This window comes from Streptomyces sp. NPDC001922 (assembly GCF_042891165.1).
Classification (GTDB): Bacteria; Actinomycetota; Actinomycetes; order Streptomycetales; family Streptomycetaceae; genus Streptomyces.
Genome location: NZ_JBIASV010000014.1, coordinates 256,357 through 270,482 on the forward strand (window position 1 = coordinate 256,357; position 14,126 = coordinate 270,482).

2 protein-coding genes are annotated in these 14,126 nt (G+C 72.4%); both read right to left on the reverse strand.

Annotated features, from left to right (window positions below):
• Nucleotides 1–148 precede the first annotated feature (148 nt).
• On the reverse strand, nucleotides 149–11,887 hold the full coding sequence (locus ACFYYR_RS25960; protein WP_388858199.1) for a type I polyketide synthase: 11,739 nt from the start codon (nucleotides 11,885–11,887) through the stop codon (nucleotides 149–151).
• 50 nt (nucleotides 11,888–11,937) lie between these two features.
• The coding region (locus ACFYYR_RS25965) for a beta-ketoacyl reductase (RefSeq protein ID WP_388858182.1) at nucleotides 11,938–14,126 on the reverse strand (2,189 nt) is incomplete at its 5' end.

Sequence of the window (14,126 nt, forward strand, 5' to 3'; positions counted from 1 at the left end):
CCGGCACCCTGTGGCGGTCCGCGGGACGCCGGGGCCGCCGGGCCGCCGGGCCGCCGGGCCGCCACAGGAATTCGGCAGCCGAACGAGGACGACCGGCCCGCGCCGTACGAGCGCGGGCCGGTCGTCCTCGGAGCCGCTGGTCAGGCGGTCACTCCAGGGTGTCCAGCCAGGTCTCGACGGCCTGTGCCGTCGTTCCCGAGTGCTCCTCCAGGATCGTGAAGTGGTCACCGGGCACCCCGACGACCGTGCTCGGCAGATCCCACCGGGCGTGCCAGACCTCGCCGGGCAGTTCCCGCAGGTCCTCCGAGAACGGGTCCTGGGCCTGCAGGAAGAGCGTCGGCGTGCTGATCGGCTGCGCCGACCAGTCCATGAAGAGGCGGTTGTAGCCGCCCATCGCGGTGACGGTCGTATCGGTGATCGAGGAGTACGTGCCGTCGCGCAGCAGCACCCCGCCCATCATGGCGGACACCAGCTCGGTCCCCATCGCGTTGGTCGCGGCGTAGCTGTCGACCAGGACGACCGCCTGCGCGGGAGTCCCGAGCTCCTCCAGCCGGTGTGCCACCGCGTGGGCGACCCAGCCGCCCGCCGACCGGCCGACGACCACGAACGGGTCGTCGCCGGCGCACCGGAGGGCCGCTTCGGCGTGCACCCGGGTGAGCGCCTCGACCGTCGCCGGCAGGGGTTCCCCGGGAGCGAACCCCGGTTCCGGCAGCACGTACACCTCGCGCCGGTCGCGGAAGGCGGCGGCGAAGTGGGCGTACTCGTGCGAGCCGGAGGTGGCGCTGAAGGACGGCAGGCAGAGCAGCAGGGGGTGCCGCTCGCCGCGGGACAGCCGGATCGGGCCGGGAAGCGGGTCCGCGTCGTCCGGCGAGGAGAAGGTCGGGCTGATCGAGGCGGCCGCGATGCCCAGTTGCAGCGCCTCGGTGATCTTTCCGTCCTCGCCGGCCTTCCGGTACAGCGACGCAATGGTGACCGGCTCCGGCTCGACCGCAACGGCCCGTGGTGGTGCGGCCGTCGGCTGTGCCGGGCCGGCCGGTGACGGTGTCTCGGCCCCGTCACCGACGCCGTCCTCCGCCAGCCGCGCCGCCATGTAGGCCACGAGCGCTCCGGGGGTCGCCTGGTCGAAGACGACCGTGGGCGGCAGCCGCAGGCCGGTGACGGCGTTCAGCGCGTTGCGCAGTTCCACGGCGGTCAGCGAGTTGAACCCGGACTCCAGGAACGTCACATCGGCCTGCACCTCGTCGGCGGACGCGTGTCCGAGCACGATCGCCGCCCGGGTGCGGACGGTTTCCAGCAGCGCGGTGTCCCACTCGGTGGCGGGCAGTGCGGCCAGACGGGTCCGCAGGGCCCCCGCGTCGCCGGGTCCGCCGTCCTGCACCGGCCGCTCCGGGACCCGCACCAGGCCGCGCAGCAGCGCGGGAACCCCGGCGGGCCAGGACTGGCGGCGCAGCGCCGGCACGTTCAGCCCCGCCGGTACGAGCAGGGCCCGGTCGGCGGCGAGCGCGGCGTCGAACAGCGCCAGTCCGTCGTCCGAGGTGAGCGGCGCCATTCCCGCCCGGGAGAGCCGCCGGGTGTCGATGGCGTCGAGCCCGCCGGTCATGGTGCTGGTCTCCGCCCACGCCCCCCAGGCCAGGGAGACCCCGGGCAGGCCCTGGGCGCGCCGGTGCTGGGCCAGGGCGTCGAGGAAGGAGTTGGCCGCCGCGTAGTTGGCCTGCCCGGCGCCGCCGAGGACACCGGCCGCGGAGGAGAACAGCACGAAGGCCGACAGGTCGCGGTCGCGGGTCAGGTCGTGCAGGTGCAGCGCCGCGTCCACCTTCGGGCGCAGGACCGCGTCCAGACGCTCGGGCGTGAGCGCGGGCAGCACACCGTCGTCCAGGACACCGGCTGCGTGGACCACACCGGTGAGCGGGTGGTCGTCCGGGACAGTGTCCAGGAGCTGTGCGAGCGCCTCCCGGTCGGCGGCGTCGCAGGCCGCGAGGGTCACCTCGGCGCCCAGTGCGGTGAGTTCGGCGGCGATGGCGGTCGCGCCGTCGGCCGCCGGTCCACGGCGGCCGGTGAGGATCAGCTGCCGTACGCCGTGCTCGGTGACCAGGTGGCGGGCGATCAGCGCACCGAGTGTCCCGGTGCCACCGGTGATCAGAACGGTGCCCTGCTCGCCGAACGGCAGCCGGCCGGCTGCCCGGTCGGTGCCGCCACCGGATGTGCGACCGGCGGCGGGCGCGGACGGGGCGCCGGCGCCATACGGGGAGCGGGCGCGGGCCAGCCTGGGCACCCGCAGCTCCCCGCCGCGCACCGCGAGCTGCGGCTCGCCGGAGTCCACCGCGGCCCGTACGGCGCGCGCGGTGCCGGCAGGGCCGCCGGGGCCGTCCGGGTCGTCCACGTCGAGCAGCACCAGCCGGTCCGGGTTCTCCGACTGCGCGGAGCGCACCAGCCCCCACACGGTCGCCTCGGCCAGGCCCGGGACGGCCTCGTCGGCGGCGGCCGCCACTCCACCGCGGGTGACCAGCACCAGGCGCGAGGAGGCGAGACGTTCATCCCGGAGCCAGGCCTGCACCAGGGCCAGGGTGCGCTGGGCGGCGGCCCGGGCGGCCTGCGCGGTGGTGACGGGTCCGTCGAGGGGCCCGGCTCCCGTGGCGTCGCACGGGGCCAGCACCACCTGCGGAACGTCGCCGCCGGCGTCGATCGCGTCACCCAGCGCCGCCAGGCCGGGGTAGCCGTCGAGCGTCGCCCCGGTCGCCGTGAGCGCCGACACCACGTCGGACGAACCGTCACCCAGCACGGCCCACCGTCCGGAGGGCACAGTGCCGGACGCCGGAGCGGCGGGCTGCCACTCCACCTCGAAGAGTGACTGCTGCTGTGCGGCGGCGAGCCGACCGGGCGCGAGCGGGCGGAGCGCCAGCGAGGCGACGGACGCCACCGGCCGCCCGTCCTCGTCGGCGGCCTCCAGGGCGATGCCGTCCCCGTCGGCCGCGGTCAGCCGGACCCGCAGCACCGCAGCACCGGAGCCGGAGCCGTGCAGCTGAACACCCGCCCAGACGAAGGGCAAGTGCGGCCGACCGGTGTCCTCGACGAGTCCGCCGAGGCCGATCGCGTGCAAGGAGGCGTCGAGCAGCGCCGGGTGCAGCGCGAAGGCGCCACCGGGTGCCGCCGCCTCGCCGTCGAAGGCGATCTCGGCATACACCTCACCGTCCGCGGTCCAGGCCCGCCGCAGCCCGCGGAACGCCGGGCCGTAGCCGAGCCCGGTCTCCTCCAGACGGTCGTAGTGACCGTCCAGGTCCACGGCGACGGCGTCCTCGGGCGGCCAGACCTTCAGGTCGTACGTGGCCTCCTCCGTGGCGGGGGCGACGACACCGGCGGCGTGCCGGGTCCATTCCGCTCCGTCGCGCCCCTCCGTTCGCGCATGGACGGAGAGGGAGCGCCGGCCCGCGCCGTCGGGTGCGCCGAGGGACATCTGGAGGGGAACCCCGCCCCGCTCGGGCAGGATCAGCGGGGCCTCCAGGGTGAGTTCCTCGACGCGACCGCACCCGACCTCGGCACCGGCCCGCATCGCCATCTCCACGAAGGCCGTACCGGGCAGCAGCACGGTGTCCGTCACGGTGTGGTCGCCGAGCCAGGGGTGGGCGTCGAGGCTCAGCCGGCCGGTGAACAGGTGCGTGTCCGCGTCCGCGACCCCGATCGCCACGTCCAGGAACGGGTGATCGGCCGGGATCAGACCCGCCGACTCGACGTCACCACCGCGCTGCACTGCGTCGAGCCAGTAGCGGCGGCGTTGGAACGGATAGGTGGGCAGGTCCACACGGCGTGCGCCCGTGCCCTCGAACACAGTGCGCCAGTCGACATCGACACCCGCGCACCAGGCCTCCGCCAAGGAGGTCAACAACCGCTCCGGACCACCCTCACCACGCCGCAACGTGCCCACAGCCGTCACCTGACGGTCGGCTGCGTCAGCCGTCTCCTGCACCCCCATCAACAGCACCGGATGCGCACTGACCTCGACGAACGTGCGGTAGCCCGCGTCCAGTACAGCCCGGGTGGCCTGATCGAACCGCACCGTCTCCCGCAGATTCCGGTACCAGTACCCGCCATCCAACTCCGCACCATCAACCACGTCGCCCGTCAGCGCCGAATAGAACGGCACCTGCCCCGACACCGGACGGATGGAGGCCAGTACCTCCCGCAGACGGTCCTCGATCTGCTCCACCTGCACCGAGTGGGACGCGTAATCCACCGGCACCATCCGCACCCGCGCGCCCTCGGCCTCCCACCGCGCCTGCAACGCCACCAGGGCCTCACGGTCCCCCGACAGCACCACCGACGCCGGACCATTCACCGCCGCCACCGACACCGCCGAACCCAAGTCCGCCAGAGCCCCAGTGACCTCATCCACCGGGAGTGCCACGGACAGCATCCCGCCGTCACCGGCCATCTCCGCGATCAGACGACTGCGCAACGCCACCACACGGGCGCCGTCCTCCAAGCTCAACACCCCCGCAACACAGGCGGCGGCAATCTCGCCCTGGGAATGGCCCACCACCGCGGCAGGCTCCACACCGTGCGAGCGCCACACCTCGGCAAGGGAGACCATCACCGCCCACAACACCGGCTGGACCACATCCACCCGATCCAACGACGCACAGCCTTCAACACCCCGCACCACATCCGTCAACGACCAACCCGTCAACGGATCCAGCACCGCAGCACACTGCGCCATACGCCCCCGGAACACAAAGGAGGAATTCCACAACTGCTCGGCCATCCCCGCCCACTGCGAACCCTGACCCGGGAACACCCACACCACACCAGCACTACCGGCCGTGGCCACACCCCGCACCACACCGGCACCGGCCCCACCACCGGCCACCACCGACAGACCCGAAACCAGCCCCGCACGACCAGCACCCAGCACCACCGCACGATGCTCCAGCCCCGCACGACCACCCACCAGCGAATACCCCACATCCACCGGCGACAGCTCGGCCTGGGCGCTGGTCAGGGTGTGCAGGCGGTCCGCCTGTGCGCGCAGTGCGTCCGCGCCACGCGCCGAGAGCACCCAGGGGACGATCTCGGTGCCGGGAGCGGTGCCCGACTCGACGGCAGTCGTGTCGGGGGCCGCGCTCGTCGGGTCCGACGGTTCGGTCGTCCGCGAGGTGTCGACCGGCGCGCCTTCGAGGATGACGTGGGCGTTGGTGCCGCTGACGCCGAAGGCCGACACGGCGGCCCGGCGGGGCTCGCCGGTCTCCGGCCACGCCACCGACTCGGTCAGCAACTGCACCGCGCCGGCCGACCAGTCCACATGGGGGGTCGGTTCGTCGACGTGCAGGGTCTGCGGCAGGACCCCGTGGCGCATCGCCATGACCATTTTGATGACACCGGCGACACCCGCGGCGGCCTGGGCATGGCCCAGGTTCGACTTCACCGAGCCGAGGCGCAGCGGACGGTCCTCCGGGCGCCCCTGGCCGTAGGTGGCCAGCAGGGCCTGCGCCTCGATCGGGTCACCGAGTGCGGTTCCGGTGCCGTGGGCCTCGACCGCGTCCACCTGCTCGGCGGACAGCCGTGCGTTGGTGAGCGCCTGCCGGATGACGCGCTGCTGGGAGGGGCCGTTGGGGGCGGTGAGACCGTTCGACGCACCGTCCTGGTTCACCGCCGAGCCCCGCACCACCGCCAGTACGGGGTGGCCGTTGCGGCGGGCGTCCGACAGCCGCTCCAGAAGCAGCATGCCGGCGCCCTCGGCCCAGGCCGTACCGTCCGCGGCGCCCGCGAACGCCTTGCACCGGCCGTCCGCGGCCAGACCCCGCTGACGGCTGAACTCCACGAAGGCGACCGGTGTCGACATCACCGTGACGCCGCCGGCGAGGGCCATCGTGCACTCGCCCTGCCGCAGCGACTGCGCCGCGAGGTGCAGGGCCACCAGCGACGACGAGCACGCGGTGTCGAGCGACACCGCCGGCCCCTCCAGCCCGAGGGTGTAGGCGATGCGGCCCGAGACGACGCTCCCGGCGTTGCCGCTGCCGAGCTGGCCCTCGACGGATTCGGGGAACCGGTTGAAGCGTGCGGCGTAGTCCTGTCCCATCACACCGGCGAACACGCCCACGGACTGGCCCCGGACGGACAGCGGGTCGACGCCGGCCCGTTCGAAGACCTCCCACGAGGCTTCGAGCAGCAGCCGCTGCTGCGGGTCCATCGCCAGCGCCTCACGCGGCGAGATGCCGAAGAAAGCGGCGTCGAACTCCGCGGCATCGTGCAGAAAGCCGCCGTGGCGCACATAGCTCGTTCCGGAGTGGCCGGGGTCCGGGTCGTAGAGGTTCTCCAGATCCCATCCACGGTCGGTGGGGAACGGGGTGACGGCGTCGCCTCCGCTGCCGACCAGGTGCCACAGGTCCTCGGGGGACCGCACACCCGACGGGTAGCGGCAGCTCATTCCCACGATGACGACCGGGTCGTCGTCGGTGGCGCCCGAGGCGGGCGTCTGGGCGGATCCGGCGGTGTCGGTCCCCGACAGTTCGGTGCTCAGGTGCCGGGCCAGGACGGCCGGTGAGGGGTAGTCGAAGACGAGGGTGGCGGGCAGCCGCAGGCCGGTCGCGGTGGTGAGCCGGTTGCGCAGCTCGACCGCGGTCAGTGAGTCGAAGCCCAGGTCGCGGAAGGAGCGCTCGCCGTCGACCGCACCGGCGGAGGCGTGTCCGAGCACACCCGCGACATCGGCGCACACCAGGTCGAGTAGGGCGCGTTCCCGCTGAGCCGGGGTCAGTCCGGCGAGTCCACGCGGCCCGGAGGGTTCGTCGCGCTGCGCGATCCTGCGCTGAGGCGAGGCGCCGGCCAGGCCGCGCAGCAGCGCCGGGACCTGTCCGGCCCGTGCCTGCTCGCGCAGTCGTGCGGTGGTCAGACGCATCGGAACCAGCAGGGGCGTCTGCGCGGCACACGCCGTGTCGAGGAGCGCGAGCCCCTCCTCATCGGAGAGCGCCTCGGCTCCGGTTCGCACCATCCGGTCGACGTCCGTGCCGGTCAGCGCGCCGGTGATGCCGCTGGACTGATCCCACAGCCCCCAGGCGAGCGACTGTCCGGCGAGGCCGAGCGCGCGGCGGTGGTGTGCGAGGGCGTCGAGGAAGGTGTTGGCGGCGGCGTAGTTGCCCTGTCCGGCCGCGCCGACGATGCCCGCGGCGGAGGAGAACAGCACGAATGCCGACAGGTCCAGGTTCCGTGTCAGGTCGTGGAGGTTGAGCGCGGCGTCCGCCTTGGGGCGGAGCACCGTGGCGAGACGCTCGGCGGTCAGGGATCCGATGACCCCGTCGTCCAGGACGCCGGCTGTGTGCACCACTCCGGTGAGGGGGGCCGCGTCCGGGATGTCCGCGAGGACGGCGGCCAGGGCGGTGCGGTCCGCGGCATCGCACGCGGCGATGCGGACCTGCGCACCGAGACCGGCGAGCTCCTGCTGAAGCTCCGCAGCGCCCGGCGCGTCGGTGCCGCGACGGCTGGTCAGCAGCAGGTGGCGCACCCCGTGTTCGGCCACCAGATGCCGGGCCACCGCCGAACCCAGTGCGCCCGTCCCACCGGTGATCAGGACCGTTCCCGCAGGATCCCACGCGACCGGGGACTCCGGGTCCGCGGACAGGGCGGCACGCGCCAGACGCGGGACCCGTACCGTGCCCGCGCGAAGGGCGGCCTGCGGCTCGCCCGAGGCCGGCAGCCACGCCGGCAGACCGGTCGGCTCGACGGCGGTGTCCGCCTCGGAGCCGTTGTCCAGGTCGAGCAGGACGAACCGGTCGGGGTTCTCCGACTGCGCCGACCGCACCAGACCCCACACCGCCGCATGCGCCAGATCCGCGACACCTTCGTCCGGATCGACCGCCACCGCACCACGCGTCACCACCACCAGACGCGACGACCCGAACCGCTCGTCCGCCAGCCACGACTGCAGCAGCGTCAAGGTCTGCTGGGTGGCCTCGAGCACATGGGACGGCAGGGTGGCCGTGTCCGGGTCGTGTTCGGTGATCTCCATCCACACGGCGTCCGGGGTCGGCAGTTCACCGGCGTCGATACGGGCCCCGAGCTCGCTCAGGTCCGCATACCGCTGGACACCGGCTTCCGGAAGGGCGGTTGCCGCGGAGGCGCGTTCGCCGGTGGCGTGCCCGAGCACGATCAGGCGATCGTCCGAGCCCGTGGGGTGCCGGGGCGTGGGCAGGCTCGCCCAGTCCACCCGGAACAGTGAGTCGCGTGGTGCGCCGTGCCCGGCCCCCAGCTCGTTCACTGCCACGGCGCGCATCATCAGTTCGTCGACGCGGGCCACCGGACGTCCGGCGTGGTCCGTCAGCTCCAGGCAGACGGCGTTCGGACCCGTGAGGGACAGCCGGACGCGGACGGCGGCGGCACCGGCCGTCCGCAAGGACACACCGCGCCAGGAGAACGGCAGCCATGCCTGACGTTCGGCGCCGGAGGGGGCTTGCAGCAGTCCGCTCAGGCCGATCGCGTGCAGGGCCGCGTCGAGGAGTGCCGGGTGGATGCCGAAGGCACGGGCTTCCGCCTCGGCCGCGTCCGGCAGGGCGACCTCGGCGTGGACTTCATTGCCCCGGCGCCAGAGTCCGCGCAGTCCGCGGAACACGGGGCCGTAGTCGTACCCGCTGTCGGCGAGGGATGTGTAGGCCCCGTCGAGGTCCACCGCCGTGGATCCCTGCGGCGGCCACGCGACAGGAGCGGCGGTGGCCTGTTCGTACGCCCCCATGTCCGCGGGAGCGAGGACTCCGGTGGCGTGCCGCGTCCACGCGGCGTCCTGGGAGGCGTCGACGAGCATGGGCTGTGGAGTGTCCGCGGCCGGCCGGGCGTACACCTCCAGCGTTCGCCGGCCGGTGTCATCGGCAGGGCCGACCGCGATCTGCACCTGCACCGCCCGGTCGGCGGGCAGGAGGAGGGGGGATTCGAGGGTGAGTTCGTCCACCCGGTCGCAGCCGACCGCGTCACCCGCGCGGATGGCCCATTCGACGAACGCCGTGCCGGGCAGCAGAGCGGCGCCGGCCATGGCGTGGTCGGCCAGCCAGGGTTGAGCGTCGAGGGAGAGCCGTCCGGTCAGAACGGCTCCGTCGCTCCCGGCGAGCACGATGGCCGCTCCCAGGAGGGGGTGGTCCACGGAGCCGAGGCCGGCGGAGGACACGTCCTCGGGACGGAGGTCGGACGGCTTCGGCCAGTAGTGCTCGTGCTGGAAGGCGGAGGTCGGCAGGTCGACGCGGCGCGCACCGGTGCCCGCGAACACGGCTTTCCAGTCGAGGTCCACGCCGTGGACGTGCAGGCCGGAGACCGCGCTCAGCAGCGTTTCCGCCTCGGGCCGGTCGCGGCGGAGGGACGGGAGGAGCAGTGCCCGGCTGTCGTCGGGGAGGCAGTCGCGGACCATGGCGGTGAGGACGCCGTCGGGGCCCAGTTCCAGGTAGCGCGAGACGCCTTCGGCGTGGAGGGTTCGGATTCCGTCGGCGAACCGCACGGCCTCACGGACGTGCCGCACCCAGTACTCGGGGGAACACAGCTCTTCCGGCGTGGCGAGAGCGCCGGTGAGGTTGGAGACCACCGGGATCCGCGGCGCCCGGAACGACAGCTTCTCCGCCACGGAGCGGAACGTGTCGAGCATGCCGTCCATGTGAGCGGAGTGGAAGGCATGGCTCACCCGCAGACGCGAGGTCTTCACTCCGGCCGCGGTGAAGCGCTCGGCCACCGCGAGGACCGCGTCGCGGTCACCGGAGATGACCACGGACCGCGGGCCGTTGACAGCCGCGATCGAGACGCCGACCGCATCACGGAGCCGGCCACGCACTTCGTCTTCGGAGCCGGCGACGGCCACCATCGCCCCGCCCTCCGGCAGCGCCTGCATCAACCGTGCACGCGCCGCCACCAGGGCAGCGGCATCGGACAGGGACAGTACGCCCGCTACGTGGGCAGCGCTCAGCTCGCCCACCGAATGACCGGCCACGTACTCCGGCCGCACACCCCACGACTCCACCAAACGGAACAGAGCCACCTCAAGGGCGAACAGTGCAGGCTGCGTGAAACCGGTGCGGTCCAGCACCCCGGCGTCGGAGCCGAAGACCAGGTCCCGCAGCGGTCGCTCCAGATGCCGGTCCAGCTCACCACAGACCGCATCGAACGCCTCCGCGAACACCGGATAACCAGCGTAGAGTTCGCGGCCCATCGACAGGCGCTGGGAACCCTGGCCGGTGAACAGCACCGCCGACTTCCCGGCGACCACGCCGTGTTCCACCAGCCCCGGAGCCGTGCTCCCGGACGCCAGAGCGGTCAGTGCGGCCAGGCCCGCCTCACGCCCGGACGCCACGACCGCGGCCCGGTGCTCCAGCACGGCCCGCGATGTGGCCAGCGAATAGCCCACATCGGCGAGAGACAGTCCCGGCTCGTCCTTCAGCAGCGACGCCAGCCGGCCCGCCTGCGCCCGCAGGGCTTCCACGCTGCGCCCCGACAACACCCACGGCACCACCGAGGGGGAAGCACCGGACGCACCGGCAGGTGTCGCTTCCGGAGCGTCGGTCGCCTCGGGTGCCTGTTCCAGGATGACGTGGGCGTTGGTGCCGCTGACGCCGAAGCCCGAGACGCCTGCTCGGCGTGGTTCGCCGGTCTCGGGCCAGGTGGCGGCCTCGGTCAGCAGTTCGACCGCACCGGCCGACCAGTCCACCTTCGACGACGGCTGGTCGACATGGAGCGTCCGGGGCAACACCCCGTGCCGCATCGCCATGACCATCTTGATGACACCCGCAACACCCGCAGCCGCCTGCGTGTGCCCCAGATTCGACTTCACCGAACCCAGCCACAACGGACGGCCCGCCGCACGCCCCTGCCCATAGGTCGCCAGCAGAGCCTGCGCCTCGATCGGATCACCGAGTGCAGTCCCGGTGCCGTGCGCCTCCACCGCGTCCACCTGCTCGGCGGACAGCCCCGCACTCTCCAACGCCTGCCGGATCACCCGCTGCTGCGACGGACCATTCGGCGCCGTCAACCCACTCGACGCACCATCCTGATTCACCGCCGAACCCCGCACCACCGCCAGCACCGGATGACCATTCCGACGGGCATCCGACAGCCGCTCCACCAACAGCATCCCCACACCCTCAGCCCAACCGGTGCCATCCGCCGCATCCGCGAAGGACTTACACCGACCGTCCCCCGCCAAGCCGCCCTGGCGGCTGAACTCCACGAAGGCACCGGGAGTGGCCATGACGGTGACGCCGCCGGCCAGGGCCATCGAGCAGTCGCCGCGGCGCAGCGCCTGGCAGGCGAGATGCAGGGTGACCAGGGACGAGGAGCACGCGGTGTCCACCGTGACGGCGGGTCCCTCCAGGCCGAGGGTGTACGCGACCCGGCCGGAGAGCACGCTGCCGGCGCTGCCGTTGCCCAGGAAGCCGTCACCGCCACCGGGCGAACGCTCCACCAGTCCGGCGTAGTCGTGGTACATGAGCCCGGCGAACACACCGACGCGGCTGCCGTGCACCGCCTGCGGGTCGATGCCCGCGCGCTCGAAGGCCTCCCACGACGCCTCCAGGATCAGGCGCTGCTGCGGGTCCATGGCCATCGCTTCACGGGGCGATATGCCGAAGAAGGCGGCATCGAACTGCGCGGCACCCTCGAGGAATCCGCCCTCGTGGGTGTCGCTCGCGCCCGGCTTCTGCGGGTCGGAGCCGCGGAGTGCGGCCAGGTCCCAACCGCGGTCCGTGGGGAATTCCGTGACGCCGTCACGGCCGGCGGAGAGGAGTTCCCACAGGGCGTCGGGAGAGTCGACCCCGCCCGGGTAACGGCAGCTCATCCCCACAATGGCGATCGGTTCCGTCGATATTCTGGACAGCTGCTGGTTCTGCTGCCGGAGCCGCTCATTCTCTTTGAGAGAGGCCCGCAAAGCCTCGACGATCTTCTCGGTGGAAGTGCTCACTTCATCCTCCGCAAATGGCCTGGTGGTCTTCAGAACTGGGCATCGCCGAGTGCCCGCTGCACCAGGCTTTCCACGTTCAGTTCGTCGATGAGGTCCGACTCATCCGCTTCGGGAACCTCTTCGGTTCCGGAGTCGGGTCGGGCGAGTTGCAGCAGTACGTCGAGCAGGCCTGCCTGCTTGAATCGACTGACCGGAATGGACGCCAGTGCCGCCCGGAGTTCGGCCTCCTCCGGATCGGCCTCGGCGGCAGCGCCGGAGGACGGGAAGAGCTGTTCCCGCAGGTATTCGGCGAGTGCCTGCGGGGTCGGGTAGTCGAACATCAGGGTCGAGGGCAGCCGCAGCCCGGTGGCCGCCCCCAAGGAGTTCCGCAGCTCGACCGCGGTGAGCGAGTCGAAGCCGACGTCCAGGAAGCCCGACCGCGCGGACACGGCGTCCGGTCCGGCGTGCCCGAGGACCGCCGCGGCGTGGGTACGGACGAGGTCCAGGAGCACCCGGTCGCGGTCGGCTTCCGGGGTGGCGAGCAGGGTGTCCTGGACGGATTCCGGCCCGCGTCCGGCGGCCGCGGCGCGACGGGCCGGGGCGCGTACCAGGGCGCGCAGCAACGCGGGCAGTGCTCCTCGTGCAGCCAGGGCCGAGGCGTTGAGATGCACCGGGGCGAGCACCGCCTCATCGGCGGCATGAGCCATGTCCAGCAGCTCCAGGGCCTCGGCTTCCGTCAGCGGGCGCAGTCCGGCCCGCGCCATGCGCGAGACGTCGGCCTCCGACAGGCCGCCGGTCATGCCACTGCTCTGGGCCCACAGGCCCCAGGCGAGGGACTGACCGGGCAGCCCCTGGGACCTACGGTGCTGTGCGAGGGCGTCGAGGAGCGCGTTGGCGGCGGCGTAGTTGCCCTGCCCGGCCGCACCCAGCAGACCAGCAGCAGAGGAGAACAACACGAACGCCGACAGGCCCATGTCCCGCGTCAGCTCGTGCAGGTTCAGCGCCGCATCCACCTTCGGACGCAGAACCGCATCCAGCCGCTCCGGCGTCAGAGCCGACACCACACCGTCGTCCAGAACACCCGCCGTATGCACCACACCAGTGAGGGGAGCCTCCGCCGGAATGTCCGCCAGGAGAGCTGCCAAGGCGGTGCGGTCCGCCGCATCACACGCGGCAATACGCACCTGCGCACCGAGACCGGCGAGCTCCTGCCGAAGCTCCACAGCACCCGGCGCATCAACACCACGACGGCTGGTCAGCACCAGGTGACGGATACCGTGCTCCACCACCAGATGCCGGGCCACCACCGCACCCAACGCACCCGTACCACCGGTCACCAGCACCGTACCCGCAACATCCCAGACCATCGAAGGCTCTGGGTTCGAAGGCACTGCCGCACGCACCAGGCGGGGGACTCGTACGGTGCCGGCGCGCACCGTGGCCTGTGGTTCGCCCGACGCGATCATCGAGGGCAGCAGCCCCTGCATCGTGTCCGCCGGTGCGGTGGCTCCGGTGTCGGGGTCCACGTCGATCAGCAGGAACCGGTCGGGGTTCTCCGACTGCGCCGAGCGCACCAGACCCCACACCGCGGCATGCGCCAGATCCGCGACACCTTCGTCCGGATCAACCGCCACCGCACCACGCGTCACCACCACGAGACGCGAGGACGCGAACCGTTCGTCCGCCAACCACGACTGCAGGAGGTCGAGCATGCGATGTGTGGCGGTCCGTGCGGCTTCTGCTGTGCTCACCGAGGTGTTGGCGAGCACTGTGGTGTCGGTGATCGATGGTGCGTCGGTGGTCGATGTGTCGGTAGTCGATGTGTCGGTAGTCGATGTGTCGGTTGCGGACAGGCCGCACGGCACGACGACGATGCTCGGCACCTCGTTGTCGGCACGGAGTACGTCCAGGTCACGGACCACACGGAGGTCTTCGGTGGACGAGCCGAGCAGGTCCGTGGGGAGGTGCTCCGCAGTACCCAGTACCGCCCAGGCGTCCGTATCGGCAGCAACGGCGGTCGTCGATGGCGGCAGTGCGTGCCAGTCGAGACGGAACAGCGCGTCCCGCCGGAAGGTGTCGGCCGCACGCAGGAGCTCGGTGGACATCGGACGGATGGTCAGCGACTCGACGGACAGCACGGGTTGGCCCGTGGTGTCGACGGCGTGGAGGGAGACCGCGTCCGTCCCCACCGGGGCCAACCGCACCCGCAGCACCGAAGCACCCGCAGCATGCAACGACA